Origin of the sequence: Amycolatopsis sp. lyj-112, assembly GCF_046549055.1 — a bacterium.
Classification (GTDB): Bacteria; Actinomycetota; Actinomycetes; order Mycobacteriales; family Pseudonocardiaceae; genus Amycolatopsis.
Map to the genome: position 1 here is coordinate 31930 of NZ_JAJPWS010000003.1, position 19557 is coordinate 51486.

At 68.5% G+C, this 19557-nt stretch carries 20 protein-coding genes; 8 read left to right on the forward strand and 12 right to left on the reverse strand.

The window, feature by feature from the left end; genetic code table 11:
- The first annotated feature begins 82 nt into the window (after positions 1 to 82).
- Genes ACLJRL_RS12010 through ACLJRL_RS12020 form a run of 3 tightly spaced genes read left to right on the forward strand, consistent with a single transcriptional unit; the run spans position 83 to position 3560 of the window.
- Entirely contained in the window at positions 83 to 607 is a 525-nt protein-coding gene (locus ACLJRL_RS12010; RefSeq protein WP_410656204.1) for a PadR family transcriptional regulator, read from the forward strand.
- Between the two features lie 26 nt (positions 608 to 633).
- Positions 634 to 1314 (forward strand): ABC transporter ATP-binding protein, encoded by a 681-nt coding sequence (locus tag ACLJRL_RS12015; protein WP_410656205.1) that lies wholly within the window; start codon positions 634 to 636, stop codon positions 1312 to 1314.
- Complete coding sequence (locus ACLJRL_RS12020; RefSeq protein WP_410656206.1) at positions 1311 to 3560, forward strand: FtsX-like permease family protein; 2250 nt, start codon at positions 1311 to 1313, stop codon at positions 3558 to 3560. The genes ACLJRL_RS12015 and ACLJRL_RS12020 overlap by 4 nt, the downstream gene beginning before the upstream one ends.
- A gap of 60 nt (positions 3561 to 3620) precedes the next feature.
- Here ACLJRL_RS12020 and ACLJRL_RS12025 read toward each other — a convergent pair whose 3' ends face one another.
- The 4 genes from ACLJRL_RS12025 to ACLJRL_RS12040 all read right to left on the reverse strand — a co-directional run bounded on the left by ACLJRL_RS12025 (position 3621) and on the right by ACLJRL_RS12040 (position 7962).
- Positions 3621 to 4418, reverse strand: coding sequence for a TIGR02569 family protein (locus tag ACLJRL_RS12025; protein ID WP_410656207.1), 798 nt, complete (start codon positions 4416 to 4418; stop codon positions 3621 to 3623).
- A 135-nt stretch (positions 4419 to 4553) separates the two neighbouring features.
- Complete coding sequence (gene moeZ / locus ACLJRL_RS12030; RefSeq protein ID WP_410656208.1) at positions 4554 to 5732, reverse strand: adenylyltransferase/sulfurtransferase MoeZ; 1179 nt, start codon at positions 5730 to 5732, stop codon at positions 4554 to 4556.
- A gap of 118 nt (positions 5733 to 5850) precedes the next feature.
- Positions 5851 to 7023, reverse strand: a complete 1173-nt coding sequence (locus tag ACLJRL_RS12035) for a DUF3152 domain-containing protein (RefSeq protein ID WP_410656209.1) — start codon at positions 7021 to 7023, stop codon at positions 5851 to 5853.
- A gap of 81 nt (positions 7024 to 7104) precedes the next feature.
- Positions 7105 to 7962 (reverse strand): alpha/beta fold hydrolase, encoded by an 858-nt coding sequence (locus ACLJRL_RS12040; RefSeq protein ID WP_410656210.1) that lies wholly within the window; start codon positions 7960 to 7962, stop codon positions 7105 to 7107.
- Between the two features lie 283 nt (positions 7963 to 8245).
- On the opposite strand from ACLJRL_RS12040, the gene ACLJRL_RS12045 reads away from it, so the two are divergent.
- Positions 8246 to 8869: a TetR/AcrR family transcriptional regulator gene (locus ACLJRL_RS12045; RefSeq protein ID WP_410656211.1), complete on the forward strand. Its 624-nt coding sequence runs from the start codon at positions 8246 to 8248 to the stop codon at positions 8867 to 8869.
- A 91-nt stretch (positions 8870 to 8960) separates the two neighbouring features.
- On the opposite strand, the gene ACLJRL_RS12050 is transcribed toward ACLJRL_RS12045, so the two are convergent.
- The 3 genes from ACLJRL_RS12050 to ACLJRL_RS12060 all read right to left on the reverse strand — a co-directional run bounded on the left by ACLJRL_RS12050 (position 8961) and on the right by ACLJRL_RS12060 (position 11261).
- A complete protein-coding gene (locus tag ACLJRL_RS12050) occupies positions 8961 to 9302 on the reverse strand; it encodes a hypothetical protein (protein WP_410656212.1) in 342 nt (113 codons plus the stop codon).
- A 41-nt stretch (positions 9303 to 9343) separates the two neighbouring features.
- Positions 9344 to 9694, reverse strand: a complete 351-nt coding sequence (locus ACLJRL_RS12055; RefSeq protein WP_410656213.1) for a hypothetical protein — start codon at positions 9692 to 9694, stop codon at positions 9344 to 9346.
- A gap of 145 nt (positions 9695 to 9839) precedes the next feature.
- Complete coding sequence (locus tag ACLJRL_RS12060; RefSeq protein WP_410656214.1) at positions 9840 to 11261, reverse strand: amidohydrolase family protein; 1422 nt, start codon at positions 11259 to 11261, stop codon at positions 9840 to 9842.
- A gap of 167 nt (positions 11262 to 11428) precedes the next feature.
- Here ACLJRL_RS12060 and ACLJRL_RS12065 point away from each other — a divergent pair, with 167 nt between their 5' ends.
- Positions 11429 to 11965, forward strand: coding sequence for a carboxymuconolactone decarboxylase family protein (locus tag ACLJRL_RS12065; protein WP_410656215.1), 537 nt, complete (start codon positions 11429 to 11431; stop codon positions 11963 to 11965).
- Positions 11966 to 12033: 68 nt separating this feature from the next.
- On the opposite strand, the gene ACLJRL_RS12070 is transcribed toward ACLJRL_RS12065, so the two are convergent.
- Together ACLJRL_RS12070 and ACLJRL_RS12075 are read right to left on the reverse strand one after the other, a co-directional pair.
- Positions 12034 to 12957, reverse strand: coding sequence for an alpha/beta fold hydrolase (locus ACLJRL_RS12070; RefSeq protein WP_410656216.1), 924 nt, complete (start codon positions 12955 to 12957; stop codon positions 12034 to 12036).
- Positions 12954 to 13862, reverse strand: a complete 909-nt coding sequence (locus tag ACLJRL_RS12075; RefSeq protein ID WP_410656898.1) for an AurF N-oxygenase family protein — start codon at positions 13860 to 13862, stop codon at positions 12954 to 12956. The genes ACLJRL_RS12070 and ACLJRL_RS12075 overlap by 4 nt, the downstream gene beginning before the upstream one ends.
- A gap of 50 nt (positions 13863 to 13912) precedes the next feature.
- Here ACLJRL_RS12075 and ACLJRL_RS12080 point away from each other — a divergent pair, with 50 nt between their 5' ends.
- Together ACLJRL_RS12080 and ACLJRL_RS12085 are read left to right on the forward strand one after the other, a co-directional pair.
- Positions 13913 to 14692 (forward strand): TetR/AcrR family transcriptional regulator, encoded by a 780-nt coding sequence (locus ACLJRL_RS12080; protein ID WP_410656217.1) that lies wholly within the window; start codon positions 13913 to 13915, stop codon positions 14690 to 14692.
- The gene (locus ACLJRL_RS12085; protein ID WP_410656218.1) at positions 14689 to 15006 is read left to right on the forward strand and encodes a DUF4873 domain-containing protein; all 318 of its coding nucleotides are present in this window, start codon (positions 14689 to 14691) and stop codon (positions 15004 to 15006) included. The genes ACLJRL_RS12080 and ACLJRL_RS12085 overlap by 4 nt, the downstream gene beginning before the upstream one ends.
- A 122-nt stretch (positions 15007 to 15128) precedes the next feature.
- Here the strand turns inward: ACLJRL_RS12085 and ACLJRL_RS12090 are convergent, their stop codons facing one another.
- From ACLJRL_RS12090 to ACLJRL_RS12100, 3 genes are all read right to left on the reverse strand, one after another.
- A complete protein-coding gene (locus ACLJRL_RS12090; RefSeq protein WP_410656219.1) occupies positions 15129 to 16409 on the reverse strand; it encodes a heparan-alpha-glucosaminide N-acetyltransferase domain-containing protein in 1281 nt (426 codons plus the stop codon).
- Between the two features lie 114 nt (positions 16410 to 16523).
- Entirely contained in the window at positions 16524 to 16754 is a 231-nt protein-coding gene (locus ACLJRL_RS12095) for a DUF3107 domain-containing protein (protein ID WP_410656220.1), read from the reverse strand.
- A gap of 58 nt (positions 16755 to 16812) precedes the next feature.
- Positions 16813 to 17466 carry a ferritin-like fold-containing protein gene (locus ACLJRL_RS12100; protein WP_410656221.1) on the reverse strand — a complete coding sequence of 218 codons (654 nt, stop codon included), beginning with the start codon at positions 17464 to 17466 and terminating at the stop codon, positions 16813 to 16815.
- Positions 17467 to 17929: 463 nt separating this feature from the next.
- On the opposite strand from ACLJRL_RS12100, the gene ACLJRL_RS12105 reads away from it, so the two are divergent.
- Positions 17930 to 19549, forward strand: a complete 1620-nt coding sequence (locus ACLJRL_RS12105; RefSeq protein ID WP_410656222.1) for a DEAD/DEAH box helicase — start codon at positions 17930 to 17932, stop codon at positions 19547 to 19549.
- Positions 19550 to 19557: the final 8 nt, after the last annotated feature.

Consider the following 19557-nt stretch of genomic DNA (forward strand, 5'->3'; position numbering starts at 1 on the left):
CACCGTGAGGTCACACGCCAGGTCGACGGCTATGCACCCTGTGTATAGACGGTGCGTATACACACTGTGTATAGTCCTCCGCATGTCCATCGGGAACACCCTGCTCGGCCTGCTCGAACGCGGCCCCAAGCACGGTTACGACCTCAAACAGCTCTACGACAAGCAGTTCCGGCAAGATCGCCCGCTGCACTACGGGCAGGTCTATTCGACGCTCAACCGGCTCCTGAAGAACGGCCTCGTCGAGGAGAGCGGCGTCGAGCCGGGCGGCGGCCCGGATCGCAAGCGGTACGCGATCACCGACGCCGGCGTCACCAACGTCGAGGACTGGCTGAAAAGCCCGGAAAACCCCTCGGTGTACCTGCAGAACACGCTCTACACGAAGGTCGTTCTCGCGCTGCTTTCCGGCCGCGGCGCCGACGACCTGCTCGACGCCCAGCGTGCCTCCCACCTGCGCGTCATGCGTGAACTCACCACCCGCAAGACCCACGGCGACCTCGCCGACCAGCTCATCTGCGACCACGCGCTCTTCCATCTCGAAGCGGACCTGCGATGGCTCGAACTCACCGCCGCCCGCCTCGGCGATCTCGCCCGTCAGCTCGAGCATTGAGCCGCTCACGATCCGGGGGAACCCCAGTGGAAACACCGTTGTTACAAGGCCTGGGGCTGCACAAGGCCTTCGGCCCGACCCAGGCACTCGCCGGGGCCGGACTCGACCTCGCCGCGGGCGAGATCGTCGCCGTCATGGGCCCGTCGGGGTCCGGGAAGTCGACACTGCTGCACTGCCTGTCCGGCATCGTCCGGCCCGACGAGGGAGAGGTGCTGTTCCGGGGACGCGAACTCTCGGGAATGTCCGATGCCGAGCGCAGCGCGTTGCGGCGCACCGAATTCGGCTTCGTCTTCCAGTTCGGCCAGCTCGTCCCTGAACTGACCTGCCTGGAGAACGTCGCGCTGCCACTGCGGCTCGGCGGTATGAAACGCCGTCCGGCGGAAGCGCTCGCCACCACCTGGCTCGACAGGCTGGAGGTCGGCGACGCCGCGGGCAGCCGTCCCGGCGAGGTCTCCGGCGGCCAAGGTCAGCGCGTTGCCGTTGCCAGGGCACTGATCACCGGCCCCGCCGTCATCTTCGCCGACGAGCCCACGGGCGCGCTGGATTCGCTGAGCGGCGAACTGATGATGCGGCTCCTGACCGAGACCGCGCGGCAGACCGACGCCGCCGTCCTGCTGATCACCCACGAACCGAGGGTGGCCGCGTACTCCGACCGCGAAGTCGTCGTCCGTGACGGCCGCACGCGCGAACCGGCGGTGACCCGATGACCGCGCGGGAAGATCTGGTGCTGGGATTCCGGCTGGCCGTCGGGGGCGGCCGGACCTCGGTCATCAGGCTGCTGCTCAGCACGATCGGCATCGGACTGGCTGTCGCCGTCCTGCTGGGTGCGGCGTCGGCGGGCAACGCCTCCGAGAGCAGGCAGGCGCGCGAGGACGCCTCCCGGGTGAGCTTCGAGGCGAAGCCCGGCTTGTCCCCGTTGACGTACACGTTGCGGACGACCGAGTTCCGCGGCGAGCCGATCAGCCTCGGTTACGTGCACGCGACCGGACCGGGCTCGCCGGTGCCGCCGGGGCTGGACCGGGTGCCCGCGCCGGGCGAGGTCGTCGTTTCGCCGCGCTTGGACGAACTTCTCGCGTCGGACGCGGGCGATCTCCTGCTGCCCCGCCTCGTCGGCAAGCCGGTCGGGATCATCGGGGCGGAGGCCTTGCAGAACCCGAGGGACCTGATGGCCTACGTCGGCGCCGACGCGACGTTGACGGGCTCCCCCGTCTACTCCTTCGGTTATGACCCGGGGCTGAGCGCGCCACTCGAACCGGGCTTGCTCCTGGTGCTGATGATCGGGATCGTCGCGCTGCTCACGCCGGTGTTCATCTTCATCGGCACGACCTCGCGCATCGGGAGCGCGAACCGCGATCGGCGCCTGGCCGCGCTCCGGCTGGCGGGGGCGTCCTCCCGGCAGGTCCGCCGGGTGGCCGCGGCCGAAACCCTGGTGAGCGCGGCGACCGGGCTGCTCGCGGGCGCCGGGTTGTTCCTGCTCTTCCGTAGTCAGGTCGAGCATCTGCAGGTGTTCCGCTTCGGTCTCTTCCCGAGCGACCTGACGCCGTCGTGGCCGCTGGTGGTGCTGATCGCGCTCGTCGTCCCGGCGCTGACCGTGGTGGCGACGCTGGTCGCGCAACGCCACACGATCATCGAACCGCTCGGCGTGGTGCGTCAGGCATCGCCGGTGCGACGGCGGTTGTGGTGGCGGCTCCTGCCGGTGGCCGGAGGGATCGCTTTGCTGGTCCCGGTTTACGCCTCCGGCAGCCAGCTCGCGCGGACAGCGGTGATGGCGGGGGCGGCGCTGCTGCTGATCGGCATTCCGGCGATGCTGCCCTGGCTGCTGGAACGCGTGGTCTCCCGGATTCGCGGTGGGCCACCGGCGTTCCAGCTCGCCGTCCGGCGTCTGCAGACCGACAGCGGGACCCCTTCGCGAGTCGTCGCGGGATTGTGTGTCGTCATCGCCGGGGCGATCGCCTTGCAGTCCTTGCTGGCCGGGCAGGCGGCGTTCTACAAGGAACTGCCGATGTCCCGCCAGCAGTCGTCCGAACCCGTCTACTTCAGCTCCACGAGCGGAGCAGGGGACGCGGCCGTGGCGGCGGTGCGGGCCGTCCCCGGCGCGACGGACGTCCGGCAACTGCACACCCTGATCGTCAGCGAGGGGGGTTCCTACCTCGGTATCGGCGACTGCGACACCATCAAAGCGGTCACGACGGCGCCGATGTGCGCCGACGGCGACGTCTTCGTCCTCCCGGACGAACGAGCCGAGAAAGTCCACAAGGGACAGACGGTGGCCCTGGCCGACGACGGCAGGCGGGCGCACACCTGGACCGTGCCCGCGGAACCACGCCAGATCGACCTCAAGACAGGTGGGCTCGTCAGCTTCTCCGGTGCACAGATCCTGGTGACGCCCGCCGCGATCGCCGGCGTCGATCTGACCCAGGCCGGTGCCACCGGGATCACCCGGCCCGCGACGGCGGATCCGGACTTCGTGGAACGGGTGCGCAACGCGGTCGCCCCGTTGGGCTGGCGCGCTCAGGTGTCCACTGTGGACGGCAAGCAACTGGCGGACGAGGCCCGGATGTTCACCGACGTCCGAGACCTCCTGTTCGGCGGCGCGCTGTTCATCCTGCTGCTGGCGGGCGTGAGTCTCCTGGTGCTCGCCCAGGAACAGGTGCGTGAACGGCGCCGGGCGATCGGCGCGCTGTCCGCGACGGGGGTGCCCGTGCGGGTCGTGCTGCGGTCCCTGTTGTGGCAGAACGGGATTCCGCTGCTGCTCGGCATCGGGGCGGCGATCGCGACCGGGATCGGCATCGCCGCGATGGCGACCCGGCTGCTGACCAATCCCCTGGTGGTGGACTGGACGGCGGTGGGCGTGCTCGCCGCGGCCGCGATCGCCGTGGTGCTGCTGGTGACCGCGTCGACGCTGCCGGCGGTCCGCTCGGCCGCGCGGACGGAGAACCTGCGCACCGAGTAGAGAAGCGCGTGAAGGCCCCCTTCCCTCGGCTGAGCCGAGGGAAGGGGGCCTTCACGCGCATTACAGGACCGCGCTCACATCGCGAGCGGCGGCACGAAGCCCGTCGTGTGCCGCTCGCGTCGACCTCGGGTCGAGTGCGTTGGCGGCCAGGCGGAAGAGAACGGCCCGCAGGAGAAGCTGCGGCCATTGCGGGAGATGCGCCCAGCGTTCGAGCAGATCGATGGTGGCGCCGCCCCAGGCGAGCGCGTCGACCGCGACGATCGCGGCGCCCCATTCACCGGGGCGGTAGTACGGTACGAAATCGACGATCCCGGGCGCCTCGTCGCCGTCGAACAGCACACTGGCGAGAAGCTCTCCGTGGACGACCTGATCCGGGAGTTTGACCGGTCTTCGGGACCCGGCCAGCACCTCGAACCAGCGGCCGCCCTTGGTCTCGTCGAGCGACATGTCCTTTTCGCCCCAGGCGAGCTGGTCCGCCAGGGCTTCGATGTCGGTGCGGCGCCCCAGGAAATCCGGCCGCGGCAGCCCGGCCGTCGCGCGGTGCAGCCTGATCGCCGCGAGCACGGCGTCGTCGTAACGATGCTCGGGAGTGCCGGACACGAACCGGTTCGCCGACCAGCCACCGACGATCCAGCGGCCGTCACTGGACCGGATCGGCTTCGCGACCCGCAGGCCGGGCTCGTCGACGGCCTCCAGCGCCCGGGCCGTCCACAGGGTCCGCGACTTGTCCACAACCGGCTTCAGCACGAGATCGCCGTAGCGCCAGGCGGTGGTGCCGGGCAGCGGCTCCACGTCACCGGTCCGTCCGCCGAACGCCGCGGAGACGTGGTCCGGAGGGCTTTCTAGGGTGGCACGCACGGCACGGGACGTTACCCCGTGAACCGTGCCACGAACGAGAAGACGCGCTGGTGAGAGCAAGGGGCCTTTGCTATCGCCCAGCGGGCGACAGCAAAGGTCCCTTGCTCTCTTTCCGCAGGTCAGTGCGGAAAGATCTCAGTACGTCGGCAGGCTCTGATCGATCTGCCGCGCCCAGGCCAGCACGCCGCCACCGAGGTGGGTCGCGTCCTTGAATCCGGCCTGGTGCAGCGCCGCGAGCGCCTCGGCCGAGCGCGCACCCGACTTGCAGTGCAGCACGATCGGCTTGTCCTGCGGCAGTTCCGCCAGCGCCTCACCCGAGAGGATGCGGTCCTTCGGGATGAGCGTCGCGCCCTTGATGTTCACGATCTCGTACTCGTGCGGTTCACGGACGTCGATGAGGGCGAAGCTGTCGCCGTTGTCGAACTTGGCCTTGAGCTCCGCCGGGGTGATCGTGTGCCCGGAAGCGGCCGAAGCGGCTTCGTCCGAGACGACACCGCAGAACGCTTCGTAGTCGATGAGCTCGGTGATCTTCGGGGTCTCGGGATCCTTGCGGACCTTGACCTCGCGGTACTTCATCTCCAGCGCGTCGTAGCTGACGAGCCTGCCCAGCAGCGGCTCACCGATGCCGGTGATCAGCTTGATCGCCTCGTTGACCATGATCGAGCCGATCGACGCGCACAGCACGCCCAGCACGCCGCCCTCGGCGCACGACGGGACCATGCCGGGCGGCGGCGGCTCGGGGTAGAGGTCTCGGTAGTTCAGGCCCTTGCCGTTCGGCGCGTCCTCCCAGAACACGCTCGCCTGTCCTTCGAACCGGAAGATCGAGCCCCACACGTAGGGCTTGCCGGTGAGCACGGCGGCGTCGTTGACCAGGTAACGCGTGGCGAAGTTGTCGGTGCCGTCGAGGATCAGGTCGTACTGCTCGAACAGTTCCAGCGCGTTCGACGACTCGAGCCGGTCGGTGTGCAGGTGCACCTTGACGAACGGGTTGATCTCGGCGATCGACTCCTGTGCCGACGCGGCCTTGAGCTTGCCGATGTCGGATTGTCCGTGGATGACCTGGCGGTGCAGGTTCGATTCGTCGACCTCGTCGAAGTCGACGATGCCGAGCGTGCCGACACCGGCCGCGGCCAGGTACAGCAGCGCTGGGCTGCCGAGGCCGCCGGCGCCGATGACCAGCACCTTGGCGTTCTTCAACCGCTTCTGCCCGGTCACCCCGACGTCCGGGATGATCAGGTGACGGCTGTACCGGGCCACCTCTTCCTTGGTGAGCTCGGCGGCCGGCTCGACGAGCGGCGGCAGCGTGCCTGACATCGGGTCCTCCATCTCGCGCGGATCGCGGGTCGCATCCCAGTATCCACAACACCCGCAGGCTGGAGGGTCTTCCCTGCGCCCATATTTTGGGACGTCCACCAGGTGGGACGAGGAGGTGCTAGGGGGTCAGATTCGGCCAGGAACCCGGTTTGCAGACCTTGCCGTCGGCGAGCACCTTGCCGCGGTCACCGCCCGGGAGATTGTTCAGCTGCGCCACGAAGTCGTTGGAGACGCCGAAGGTCTGCTGCATCATGACCGGCGCGATCCCGCCGTTCTCCTTGCAGCCCACGTGCTTTCCACCCAGGGCGTGCCCGACCTCGTGGTTGATGGCGTACTGGCGATACCCGGTCATGTCGCTCTCGAAGGCCATCGCCCCGCGCACCCAGCGGGCGAGGTTGATCACCACGCGCTTGTCGAAGCTCGAGCGATAACACGAGGACTCATAGGTGATCTGGAACATGCAGACGTCCGCGCGATGCGTCGTGTTCGGTGTGGTGAGACTCACCCGGAAGCTCGGGTTCGGGAAGCTCGCGTCGACTCGCTGGAGCGCCTTCTTGCCATCCCACGTCCAGCTCTTGGCATTGGACAGGGTGCCCTCCACCATCCTGGCGAAGCTGTCGTCACCGAGGTAGCTGGTCGGATCGATGCCGTCCTCGACCTCGATCGTGTAGGTATACAGCTGGCCCGTCCCGACCTTCTCCCCCTTGCCCGGCACCACGTGATAGGTGCCCTTGCCGGACTCGGTGAAGGGCTCGCCCTTGGGCAGGTCGGCGGTCGGGATCTTGAGGTCGACAGGTTTGGCCGGGTTCTCCGGAAGGACGTCGCCACCGCCGTCGACACCCTCCCCGGGCTCTCCACCGTTGCCGGCGGAACCGTCGGCCGAAACCAACGACTGCCCGTCGGAGGCGATCGGCTCGGCCGGACCGGTGGCGGTGTTGAACACCACCAGCGCGGTGATCACCACCAGGATCGGCAGGGCGTACACGCGCCAGCCGTAGGTCTTGGCGAAGCGACCGACGCCGCTGTTGCTCTGCCGTTTGGCCGTCTTGGGCTTGGGGGCACCGGACTCGTGCGGCTTCCAGGACGCGCTGAGCGGCTGGGCGCTGGTCCGGCGGGTACCCGGGCGGTAGCGATCTTCGTCGAGCCGCTGCGACGGCGTCGGCGTCGGCCGGTACTGGCCGGTGCGCGGGACGTCCGAGGTCCGGGGCTGCGGACGTGCCGAACGGCGACCGGAAGCGGAGTACTGAGACCGCCGTCCTTCGCCCTGCGCGCCATGCTTCACCCGGTCCACGGGCACCAGGGTGCCATAACCGAACTGTGATGTTGTGAGCGACCGGCGCATCGCGCGGCGTGTCTCACCTACCCGGTTGGGCTACCAGTTGCCCGATTCGACCGATTCCCACATACCCAAAACGGCCTTCGCTACGACATTCGGGCGTTCCATCTGAGCCACATGGCCGGTTCGGGGCAGAACGAGTAGCCGGGCGTGTGGAAGCAGGCGAGCGGTACGTTCGGCGCGCCGGACGGATATCACTCGGTCGTGCTGCCCCCACACGACCAGCGTCGGCGTGGCGACCAGTGGCGCGACGGCCCACAGCGACGCGGGTCCGCGCGCGGACCAGGTCCGGAAAATGCCGAACGTGCTGCGGGCCAGTGCGGGCGTGGCCCAGGCGAACTCCGCGCGGGCGCTGTGCTCCTGCTCCAGTTCGTTCAGCCTGCTTTCGGCGAAGCGGCTCGGGTCGGCGAAGCACAGGTTGATGACCTGCATGGCGCGTTCACGCGGGCCGAGCGCGGCCAGCTGACGGCGCACCCTCGGGCCGATCAGCGGCAGGTACGCGAACGCCATCCGCGGATCGGAGAGCCGCTTCATGCTGGGACGGAGATCCGGCATCGCGGGCGAGATCAGCGTCAGCGTCTTCACCAGGTCCGGACGGCGGGCCGCGACGAGCAGCGCGACCGCGCCGCCCATCGAGTTGCCGAACAGGTGCACGGGCCCCGCGTCGAGGCTCTCGATGTGGTTCACGACGACGTCGGCGTGCGCGTCGAGGCTGAAAGTGAATCCGGCAGGCGGCTCCGAATAGCCGAAACCGGGCAAATCGAGCGCAGTCCCGGACGCGTCGGGTGCCAGCAGCGCGGCGAGGTCGGTCCAGTTCGTGGACGAACCGCCGAGCCCGTGGACGTAGACCGCCGTCCCGGCTCCCCCCGGCGTCCGGCGGATGTGCAATTTCACCCCGCCGACACTTATTGTTTCCCCGGGCCAAGGTGCCGGCGCGGGGTCCAGCGACGGCAGTGACCTGCGCGACAACGGCACATGGGTCAGCGGTGGGCGGTCCGCGTGGGCGCGCGAAACTGAAGAAGACACAGGATCAGGATGCCCGACCCTTGGCGGTTCGGCCGTACCGGCGAGTAATCTCGGGTTCACTTCACGCGGTGGTGACCCCGCCCGGGAAGCCCGCTCGACTGCGCTGATGATGCGTTCTCGGCGGAGACGAGTGCCTCGAACTGGAGGAAGCATGACCGAAATGGCGCGACTGCAGGCGCGAGGCGTCCGCCTGCCCAGAACGGAACGCCGCGCCCAGCTGCTGGCCGCCGCGCAGCGGGTGTTCGCCGCGAACGGATACCACGCCGCCGCGATGGACGAGATCGCCGAAGAGGCCGGAGTCAGCAAGCCGGTCCTCTACCAGCACTTTCCCGGCAAGCTCGACCTCTACATCGCGCTGCTGGAGAGCCACGTCGACGAACTCGTACGGCGGGTCAAGGAGGCGCTGGACTCCACGACGGACAACAAGCAGCGCGTCCCGGCCACCGTCGGCGCGTTCTTCGACTTCGTCAACAACGACGCCGGCGCGTTCCGCATGGTCTTCGAGTCCGACCTGCGTGGCGAGCCCGCCGTGCAGGAGGCCGTGGACCGGGCGACGTCGGCCAGCGTCGACGCGATCACCGACACCATCACCGCCGACGCGGGCCTCGACGAGGACAAGGCGCGGCTGCTCGCCGTCGGCCTCGTGGGCCTCTCGCAGGTCAGCGCGCGGTTCTGGCTGGCGCACCACAAGTCGATGAGCCGCGAAGAGGCCGTCGCGCTCACCGCCAACCTCGCGTGGCGAGGCATCGGCGGTGGCTTCCCGCTGCAGCACTGACGGAATGCGCGTGAAGGCCCCCTTCCCTCGGCCATGGGTTTTAAAGTGACCAGCCGAGGGAAGGGGGCCTTCACGCGCATTCGAGGCCGGTCTAGCAGAGCCGGATTTCGGACACAGAGGGCTTGTAACCGATGCGCCATTCACCGAACCCGGAGCCGGCCAGGACCTGCTTGCACGATCCGTCGAAATCGGCGTTCCAGATCAGCCGAACCCGGTACATGAGACTGCAGTTGTTCTTGATCTCGGCATGGGAGCGGTAGCCCGTCACGGTCAAGTCGTCCCATTGTTTCAAGGAAAAGCACGACGGCGCGGCTTCCGTGATCCCGTAACCGGCGGACTCGGCGGCAACGGCGTTCGCCGGCGTCGCCACACCGAGTATCCCCAAGGCCACGGCGACGGCGGCCGACGCCTTCCAGCGCTTGCTCACGGTCATCTTCCCCTTCGGTCGCTCATGGAATCCGGATGTCGAACGCCCTAGCAAAGCCTCAACTCCGAGATGGAGGGGTGCGGGCCGATCCGGCCTTCTTTCCACCAGTCCCCGTTACGGAGGACGCGACAATCCCCGTCACGTGCCCAGGACCAGATCATCCGCACGGACAGCGTCTGGCCGGAACAGCGATTCGTCATCTTCCCCCAGGAATTCCACTCCTTGCTGTTCGGATCGACCTCCTCCCACTGGTCGAGGTAAACGCAGGCCGGGGCGACGGCGGTGGGTCCGATCGCATCCTGCGCGTGCGCCTCACCGGCGACCGCCACGCCGGGGACCATGGCCGTCAGAGCGGCGAAGGCGACCACCGCGGCACCTCTCGTGAACCGACCTTTCATGAGAACTCCTCTCTTGTGTCCCATGGTGCGCAACCTTTCCGGACCCCGCTAAGTACTCGCTATGGATCCGCTAACCGAGGCCCGCGAGCAGCGAAAAGCCCTCTTCCCCGCGGATTTCGCGAGGAAGAGGGCTTTTACGAGTGGATTACTGCGGCAGGAGCTTCTTGATCCGGTCCGCGGCGAGCTGAGCGTCGGCGACGACCTTCGCGGTGTCGAGACCGACGACGCGGCCGTCACGCTTGAGGGCGCGGCCGTCGACGAAGACCCACGAGACGTTCGCCGGCTGGGTGTTGAAGACGAGCTGGTTCACCCAGTCGACCTTCGGCGCGAAGTTGACCGCCTGGGCGTCGACCAACTGCAGGTCCGCCTTCTTGCCCGGCGTCAGTGACCCGATCTCCTTGTCCATCCCGAGCGCTTCCGCGCCGCCGAGGGTGGCCATGCGCAGGACGTCCGCCGTGGTCGGGAAGACCGCCGGATCCGTGGTGACCGCCCGCTGGAGACCGACCGCCGCGCGCATCACGTTGAACATGTCGCTGGTGTCGTTGGTCCCGCCGTCGAGCCCGAGCCCGACCTTCATGTTCCGCTTCTTCATCTCCGGCAGCCGGATGACGCCCGAAGCGAGCCGCATGTTCGAAAGCGGGTTGTGCGCGACGCTGACGCCGGCGGCCGCGAGCTCGTCGAGGTCGGCGTCGGTGGTCTGGATGACGTGGTTCGCCACCAGCCCCGGATGCAGCGCGCCTGCCCGGCGGAGCGCGTCCATCTGACCCGCAGGCAGGTCTGCCTTGGACTCGAGCAAGTGGACGTTCAGCGAGACGCCGAGTTCGCGCGCGAGCTTCTCCGACGCCTCGACACTCGGGAAGTTCCCGGTGGACGGATGCGTGCCGATCTGCAGGCGTGCCAACGGATTCGGGTCGATGACCTCGCGCTTGACGCGGCGGATCTCGTCCTGCAGTGCGGTGTCGGTGGTCCCGTTGTAGGAGTAGAGGAACCGCAGTTTCGACTCGCCGAGCGCGCGGAGCCCGCCCTTGGCGAAGTCGGTGTTGAACGCGTGCGACCAGTCGGTGACCGTGGTGATCCCGGTCGAGACGACATCGGCGGCCGCGAGCTTCGTGCCCGCGTAGGCGTCCGCGTCGGTCACCGGGGCGCGGTACAACGGGATGACGCATTTGCCGAGCCAGCCGACGAGTTCCTTGTCGGCCGCGCAGCCGCGGATGAGCGACTGCCACAGGTGGTTGTGCAGGTCGACGAACCCGGGCAGCACGATCTTGCCGCGGCCGTCGACGACCCGGGCGCCTGCCGCCTCGAGGTCCTTGCCGACCTGCTTGATCTTGGTGCCCTCCAGGACGACGTCGGCGTCGGCGAGCGCGCCGAGTGGCCCTTCGCCGAGCTTCGGGTCCATGGTGAGCACCATCGCGGCGTCGCGGATGACGACCCGGCCGGTGCCGGTGAATTCCGCGTCGCCCCCGGCTTCGGTGGCCGTGCCGCCGAGGTCGGTGAGCAGGGCGGCGCCGAGGACCACGGCGAGGGTGAGGGTGAAGACGGACAGGATGGACCTGCGCTGTTTCATCGTTCCAACTCCCCAGTCGAAAGCAGCGTTGCAAGATCACGCTAGCGGACCAGGAACGGAGCAGGGGACCTTTGCTACCGCTTTGGACCATCCAGCGGCACCGTGGACGCCGGGGTTTCGGATATGACTCTGTTGACCTTTAAGGCCGATCCGCGAGGAGTCACCCCATGCCGCACATCGCGCTCGACGAGAACCTGCCCGGCATCACCGCCCTGTTCGCCTTCCGGCCGGAGACCGCGGCGCCGCTCGGGCAGTTCGCCGAGGTCTTGCTGCGCGGGCCGAGCAGCCTCAGCGTCGGCGAACGGGAACTGATCGCCGCGGTGGTCTCGCGCGGCAACGACTGCACTTTCTGCTCACGCAGTCACGCGGCCGCCGCCGCCGAAGCGCTCGAAGACGGCATGCCGGTCGTCGAAGCGGCTTGGAAGGACGTCGACGGCGCACCCGTGTCGGCGAAGATGAAGGCGCTGCTGCACGTCGCGCTCGCTGTCCGCGAAAGCGGGAAGTCGGTCGGAGACGAGCTGATCGCCGCCGCTCGCGCGGAGGACGCGACGGACGTCGAAATCCACGACACGGTGCTGATCGCGGCGGCGTTCTGCATGTTCAACCGCTATGTCGACGGCCTGGCGACCATCGCCCCGGACGACGACGAGGCCTACAAGGCGGCAGGAGTCCGTCTCATCGAAAGCGGCTACCTGCGCCTCTGAAGAGAGCGGGGGACCTTTGCTACCGCTTGCCCCACCGAGAGCGATAGCAAAGGTCCCCCGCTCCCTCTTCAGACCCTCGCGGCGCGGCGGACGAGTGCCGCGATGCGGTCCGAGACCTCCTGTGCCCGTTCCTGCGGGAGCATGTGCCCGGCCCCCGGGTAGCGCACGAAGACGGCGTCCGGCAGCGCGTCGGCGATGACCTTGGCGTGGGTGGTCGGGCAGAGCCGGTCCCGCTCCCCCGACAGCACGACCACCGGTTTCCCCAGCAGCGCGGCGAGCGTGACCCGGCAGTCGTGCCGCGAGATCGCGTCCTGGAATCCGGCGACGCTCGCCGGGTGCGCGCACAACAGCTGTTCCGCGACCGAGTCCACGTCGGCCCGCTGCGGCCGTCGCCCGAAGACGAGCATCCGCGCGCCGGGGCGCACCACGGACAGCGGCAACGGCAAGGCGTCCCGGCGCTGTTTCGCGAGCAGCTTCGCGAGCCGCCGTTCGAACCTCGCCGCGCCGCTGCCCGCGATCCCCGGCAGGCCGAGGGTGATCCGGTCCATCTCACCGGACGACGTGGCCACGAACGCGACACCGGCGACACGCCGGGCCACGAGTTCGGGGTGGCGGCGGGACAGTTCCATGATCGTCATGCCGCCCATGGAGTGTCCCGCGAGCACGATCGGACCGTTCGGGACGCGGTCTTCGATCAGTTCGGCGAGGTCGTCGGCGAGGGTCGGGATCGTAGCCGTCCCCGGTTTCGCCGGCGCGGAACCGCCGTGACCGCGCAGGTCGTAGCGCAGGGTCCGGACGGAGTCGCCGAGCCGCGCCACGACGCCGTCCCAGGTCCGGTGGTCCTGGGTCCAGCCATGCACGAGCACCAGCGTGAGTTCGGAGTCGGCGGGCCCGCTCGTCTCGACGTGCAGAGCGGTGCCGTCACCGGTCACGAACCGGTGTTCCCGCGACGGGTCCCAGGAGACGGAGCCGCGCTGCTTGAGGCCCCTCATCGCTTCGCCGGCAGCAGGAAGGACTTGCGCCAGAAGTACATCCCGGGCTTGCCGACCAGGCCGGATTCCTGCAGGAACGGCATGATCTTCTCGCCCGCCCACTGGACGCTCTCGCGCCAGTTCGGGTTGTTCAGCGCCGCTTCGACGCCGTCACGCGGCCGGATGCCGACAGCCTTGTAGACATGCGGGTTGATGAACGCGCGGGTCACGAAGTACGAGATCACCGCGATGATGAACTGCTGGTAGACGATTTCCTTCTTCGACAGCTTCGCCATCCCGCGAGTGACCTCTTCGCGGGCGAAGGTGACATGCCGGGCTTCTTCGAGTACGTGGATCCGGTTGACCATGCGCACCAGCGGCTGGATGTCCGGGTCGTTCATCTGCTCGCGCTGAAGGCGGTCGAGGACCTCTTCGGCGACGAGGATCGCACCGTAGCGCGCGGGTCCGTAGCTGATCGACGGCATCAGTTTCGCCAGCCGCCGCAGCCAGGGCACCGGCCCGTACGCCGGGCAGCCGATCCGCGACGCCATCCGCGCGAACATCGTCGAGTGACGGCATTCGTCCGCGATCTCGGTCAGCGCGTACTGGGCGTGCGAGCTGGTCGGGTCTTCGTCGTAGACCTCCTTGAGCAGCATCTGCATCAGGAGGATTTCGAACCACAGCCCCGTGGTGGCGACGCTCGCGACCTCGTGCTTGCCGAGCTCGATGCGCTGTTCTGCCGACAGCGTGTCCCACAGCTTCGTGCCGTAGAGCGAAGACCGGTGGGCGGGGATGAAGCGCTTCCCGTCCACCAGCGGAGCGTTCCAGTCGATGTCGACGTCGGGGTCGTAGAACTTGTTGGCGGAGGACTTGAGCAGCCGGTCGGCTGTCTTCTCCCGGTCCGTTTCCTTCAGCGCCCGCGTCATTGCCGACACGCCCCTATCTGTAACTCGTAGTAACAGTTACCTCTGGTAGCATGACTTGGGTGATCGAACGTGTCAAGCGCAACAGCAAGCAGTCGAGCAAGCACCCCACGGCGGGCGAGGCCGACACGGGTGACGCCCGCCGCGACCGCTGGCGCAAGCACCGGATCGCGCGCCGCGCGGAGTTCGTCGAAGCCGCGCTCCGCGCCCTCGACACCCACGGCCCGGACCTCGGCATGGAGGACGTCGCCGCCGAAGCCGGCGTCACGAAACCCGTGCTGTACCGGCACTTCGACGACAAGGCCGACCTGTACGTCGCGCTCGGCCAGCGCGGTACGGAGATCCTCTTCCAGCGGCTGATCCCGGCCATCAACTCCGAACTCGCTCCGGTCCCCCGGATCCGGATGGCGCTCGACGCGTTCTTCAGCGTCATCGAGGAGCACCCCAACCTCTACCGCTTGCTGGCGCGCGGCGGCCTGCAGGAGAAGGTGCTCGTCAAATCCGACGTCGTCGCCGAAGACAAACAACTCATCGCGACCGCGCTGACCGCGCTGCTCGGCGACTACATGCGCATGTTCAACATGGACTCCGGCGCCGCCGAACCGTGGGCGCACGGGATCGTCGGCATGGTGCAGAGCACCGGCGAATGGTGGCTGGACCGGCGTTCGATGGGCCGCGACAGCATCGTCGAATACCTGACACAGATCATCTGGGCCGCGATCGACGGCCTCTCCCGGCAGCAGGGCATCATCATCGACCCGAATCTGCCGCTCGAAGAGAACAAGGTCGTCCAGATGCGGAAGACCCAGGAAAAGCAGGTGGAGGGGCAATGAGCGAGCACGACGAAGACGGCTACTCCGGCGACGCGGTCCTCGTGATCGGCGGGACCGAGATCGCGGCCACGGTCGAACTCCGGGGCTACTTCCAGCCCATCGACGGGTACTACCGCTGGTACGGCCGGGTCACCACCAACGAGCAGGTGTCCGCGGCCGTCGGCGGCAAGAAGACCGCCGTCGAGATCCGCGCGGGCGAGTACAGCGCGAAGGGCGAACTCTCCGACCCGGATCCGTGGGACCGCTACCGCATCATGGGCACCAGCACGCCGCCGTTCCACGTGCCGACCAGCCTGGAAGAACTGAACGCCTGACCTCGCACGTACGCGTTTAGTCCTCTACTTGCGTTCGTTGCGCGCGCAAGTACCGAAAAGTGCGTGAGGGCCACCCTCAGGGACTCAGAGTCCCTGAGGGTGGCCCTCACGCGCTTCAAGCCTCAGCCCCGCCGTTGAGCGGGGACTCGCGCCTTGGGCACCAGGTACTTCGGCCAGCTCGACAGCTTGTTCATCGTCCATTCCAGCGGCCCGCGCCCGATGAACTTCCGCCACAGCACCGCGGCCGTCAGCGCGACCGCCGAGAACTCGACGAAGTGCACCACGCTGAAGATCGAGTCGCCGTCGCTCTCGTCCCACAGCAGCGCGATGGCCACGAAATGCAGCACGTACGCGCTCAGCACTCGCCCGCCCAGGTCCGAAAGCGGCCGCAGCACGCGCTCGAACCTCGGCATCAGCAGCTGGCAGCCGCCGATCACCGCGCCCGCGATCCCGATCGAGATCAGCAGGTCGAACGGCGTGTACGAGGTCCCCGTCGGCAGCAGTTCCCAGGCCCAGCTGGTGGTCGGCGGGGTGCCGTGGATCCAGGTCTGGTGGAGCCGCAAGAACTCCGATGGGCTCATCCCGGCCTGCGCGGCGGCGGGTTCGAGTGAGCGGTAGACGGCCTGCATGCCGCCGAGCGGCCCGGTCGCGAACCACGAAACGAGGTATCCGCCCACCGCGAGCGCGGAGCCGCCGAAGAACAGGCGGCGGCACACACTGCGCGAAGTCAGGTCCATGCGGCCGATCGACATCCCCGCGAACACGTACGCCATCAGCGTCAGCGCGGGGAAGGTTCCGGTCAGGACCAGCACGGTCGCGGCCTTCAGCAGCCCGGTCGAGGTGACGTCGTCCGCGGTCAGGTCCGGTGCGAAGAAGAGCAGATCGCGGGGCAGCAACCGGATTCTGGCCAGATGGGAGAGCAGCGGCGCGGCCACGGCGGTGACGATCGCCGCGATCGCCAGCGCCTTCGCGCTCGCCCGCAGCCACGGGATGGCGAACAGGAAACAGGCCCCGTAGTAGGCCAGGATCACCATGTAGCCGGTCTCAAGACTGGTCAGCCACAGCCCCAGCACCACCAGCAGAGGTGCCCGGGTCGCCAGCTTGAGGGCGACGCGCGTGCGGTCGCGGCCCTGTTTGGGCCGTCGTCCGCCGGACATCAGCGCGATCGAGAGACCGGCGAGCACCGCGAACAGCGCCGCGGAATGCCCTTCGAACGGTTTGAACAGCACCCCGATGCCACCTTTGGCGGGATCGGGGCCGACATGCACCGCGTACATGCCGAGTACGGCCAGGCCACGGGCGACGTCGATACCGGTCAGCCGCCCCGCGACCCGTTTACCTTGTCCGGGAACAGTGCGCGCGCTGTCGACCAGCGCGCGGTCCATCACAGTGACGCCGTCCACCTCATTTCTCGGCTAGCCCCCTGCCGTCCCCGCGTTAGCGTGACGATCAAATCTGAGAGCCGGCTGAGATGCGGCGGTGACGCCACTGTGACATCGGACTACAACCCGATCGGGTTAGCCACCCACGGCGAAGCCGACCTTGCGAACGTCAGACGGCGCGATCTCGACGTAGGCGATCCGGTCGGTGGGCACGATGTACTTGCGGCCCTTTTCGTCGTCGAGGCGGAAGATCCCGTCGCCGGACCTCAAGGCGTTCGCGACCAGCTGCTCGACCTCTTCGGGCGACTGGATGCTGGACACCACGAGTTCCCGCGGCGTGTCCTTGATGCCGATCTTGACCTCCACGTGGGACCTCCGCTTGAAGTTCGAAATTACTTGTCCGGCAAGGCTAGCCGAAGAGACGTCAGCCGAGCCCCAGTACCTGCATGCGCTTGGTGTGCCCCTGCTGCAACCGGCGGAACAGCGCGGCGATTCCCGAAAGGTCGCCCGAACCTTCGACGATCAGCTCGGCGAGCCCGTCCCGCTCGGCGACGACGTACTGGGCCTGCGTCAGCGCCTCGCCCAGCAGGCGGCGGCCCCACAACGCGAGCTTGTCCCGCGCCTTGCGATCCGCTTCGATCCCGGCCGCGACCTCGCGCTCGGCGAAGGCCGAATGCCCGGTGTCGGCGAGCACGGTGAGCACCAGATCCTTGGTTTCGGGGTCGAGCCAGCTGGCCATCTCGCGGTAGAGATCCGCCGCGAGGCCGTCGCCGACGTAGGCCTTGACGAGCGACTCCAGCCAGGAGCGCGGCGCGGTGGAGGCGTGCCAGGCGTCGATGTGCCCGACGAACGGCCGCATCGCGTCCTCGATCGCGACGCCGTGCCCCGCGAGGTGCCCGGTGAGCAGGTCGTAGTGCCCGATCTCGGCGGCGGCCATGGACGCCAGCGCGGCCCGGCCGGACAGCGTCGGCGCGGAGCGCGCGTCCTCGGCCATGCGATCGAAAGCGGACAATTCCCCATAGGCGAGTACGCCGAGCAAATCGACCACGCCATCACTGATCTGCTTTACCTCCGTCACGGCGATGAGGGTATCGCCGAACACACCCCTGACGTCGGGAAGAGACCGATCCCACCCTCCTCGGCGCGGCGGGGACTACCCGAAAACCGCAGACCAGGTACACTGGCGGCCGGAAACGACGGATCTTCCGTCCGGACCGGAACGCTGCTGCGGCTGAAGGACAGCCGGCGCGGCCCCGGTCAGCACAAAGAATGATGTGCGTGCACGCCATCCTGCGGCATTCCCACGAAGGGCCGCTTCAGCGCCAGTAGCGCGGAGCCCGAGCGAATTTTCGTGGTCGAGTGTCGATCGGTGACCAGGGCAGTGCGCGCTGGTCACGAGAGAGGCGAGCACCCTGACCACGAACGAAATTTCCACCGAAGAGAACACCACCACCGGCGTCCCGGCCGCCGTCGCGCTGGAGCACAGCGAGTCCGGCCCGGCCGCGCTGGACACGACGCATCCGCTGCAGGCGGGCGCGCCAGTGGAGCCCGAAGCCCCCTCCTTCGCTTCGTTCGGCGTCAAGCCGGAGATCGTGAAGGCGCTGGGTGAGGCCGGTATCGAGCGCACCTTCGCCATCCAGTCCCTGACCTTGCCGCTGGCCATGGCCGGCGACGACCTCATCGGCCAGGCCCGCACGGGCATGGGCAAGACGCTGGGCTTCGGCGTCCCGCTGCTGCACCGCGTCGAGGTCCCCGGTGACGGCACCCCACAGGTGCTGGTCGTCGTCCCGACCCGTGAGCTCTGCGTCCAGGTCGCGAACGACCTCAAGGGCGCCGGCAAGCACCTCGGCATCCGCACCTTGGCCATCTACGGTGGCCGTCCGTACGAGCCGCAGATCGCGGCGCTGCGCAGCGGCGTCGACGTCGTGATCGGCACGCCCGGCCGTCTGCTGGACCTGGCCGAGCAGAAGCACCTGGTGCTGGGCAAGGTCCGCGGCCTGGTGCTGGACGAGGCCGACGAGATGCTCGACCTGGGCTTCCTGCCCGACATCGAGCGCATCCTGCGGATGGTCCCGGACAAGCGGCAGACGATGCTGTTCTCGGCGACCATGCCGGGTCCGATCATCACGCTGGCCCGCACGTTCCTGACCCAGCCGACGCATATCCGCGCCGAGGAGAACGACGCCGGCGCGATCCACGAGCGCACCACCCAGTTCGTCTACCGGGCGCACTCGATGGACAAGCCCGAGCTCATCGCCCGCGCGCTGCAGGCCGAGGGCCGCGGCCTGACGATGGTCTTCACCCGTACCAAGCGCACCGCGCAGAAGGTCGCCGACGAGCTCGTCGAGCGTGGCTTCGCCGCCGCCGCCGTGCACGGTGACCTCGGCCAGGGCGCCCGCGAGCAGGCACTGCGCGCGTTCCGCGCCGGCAAGGTCGACGTGCTGGTCGCCACCGATGTCGCCGCCCGCGGTATCGACATCGACGACGTCACGCACGTGATCAACTATCAGACGCCGGAGGACGAGAAGAACTACGTCCACCGCATCGGCCGCACCGGCCGCGCGGGCCGCACCGGTGTCGCGATCACCCTCGTCGACTGGGACGATGAACCGCGCTGGAAGCTGATCTCCGACACTCTCGGGCTCGACATGCCCGAGCCGGTCGAGACCTACTCGTCGTCGAAGCACCTGTTCAGCGACCTCGGCATCCCCGAGGGCACCGTCGGGCGCCTCCCGCTGTCGAAGCGGACCCGCGCCGGCCTTTCGGCCGAGGTCGAAGAGGACCTGGGCGGTAAGCGCCGGGGCCGCGGCGCGGGCCCGAGCCAGGGTCAGGGCCCGAAGGAAGAAGAGGCTCCCCGCAAGCGCAACCGGACGCCGCGCAAGCGGACCCGGGGTGGCGCCGACTCGGCCGCCAAGATCGAGGCAGCCGACGCCGACGCCGCTCCCGCGGACAGCGCCGAAGGCCAGAGCGAAGGCACCGAAGGTGCTTCGGAGGGCCGCACCCGCAGCCGTCGTCGCAGCCGTGGCGCCGCGAAGCCGAGCCCTGAGGTCAGCGGTCCCGCGGTGGAGAAGGAAGCCGGCGACAGCGCCGAGCGCCCTGCTCGCCGACGCCGCCGTCGCCGCCCCACGGCGACTTCTGATACACCTGCGTCGGCAGACTGAGCATCTTC

Coding starts and splice junctions, on each gene's coding strand:
- ACLJRL_RS12020 (WP_410656206.1), top strand. CDS start 1,311: ATGACCGCGCGGGAAGATCTGGTGCTGGGATTCCGGCTGGCCGTCGGG.
- ACLJRL_RS12010 (WP_410656204.1), top strand. CDS start 83: ATGTCCATCGGGAACACCCTGCTCGGCCTGCTCGAACGCGGCCCCAAG.
- ACLJRL_RS12065 (WP_410656215.1), top strand. CDS start 11,429: ATGCCGCACATCGCGCTCGACGAGAACCTGCCCGGCATCACCGCCCTG.
- ACLJRL_RS12055 (WP_410656213.1), bottom strand. CDS start 9,694: ATGAAAGGTCGGTTCACGAGAGGTGCCGCGGTGGTCGCCTTCGCCGCT.
- ACLJRL_RS12045 (WP_410656211.1), top strand. CDS start 8,246: ATGACCGAAATGGCGCGACTGCAGGCGCGAGGCGTCCGCCTGCCCAGA.
- ACLJRL_RS12070 (WP_410656216.1), bottom strand. CDS start 12,957: ATGAGGGGCCTCAAGCAGCGCGGCTCCGTCTCCTGGGACCCGTCGCGG.
- ACLJRL_RS12050 (WP_410656212.1), bottom strand. CDS start 9,302: ATGACCGTGAGCAAGCGCTGGAAGGCGTCGGCCGCCGTCGCCGTGGCC.
- ACLJRL_RS12075 (WP_410656898.1), bottom strand. CDS start 13,862: ATGACGCGGGCGCTGAAGGAAACGGACCGGGAGAAGACAGCCGACCGG.
- ACLJRL_RS12080 (WP_410656217.1), top strand. CDS start 13,913: ATGACTTGGGTGATCGAACGTGTCAAGCGCAACAGCAAGCAGTCGAGC.
- moeZ (WP_410656208.1), bottom strand. CDS start 5,732: ATGTCAGGCACGCTGCCGCCGCTCGTCGAGCCGGCCGCCGAGCTCACC.
- ACLJRL_RS12085 (WP_410656218.1), top strand. CDS start 14,689: ATGAGCGAGCACGACGAAGACGGCTACTCCGGCGACGCGGTCCTCGTG.
- ACLJRL_RS12060 (WP_410656214.1), bottom strand. CDS start 11,261: ATGAAACAGCGCAGGTCCATCCTGTCCGTCTTCACCCTCACCCTCGCC.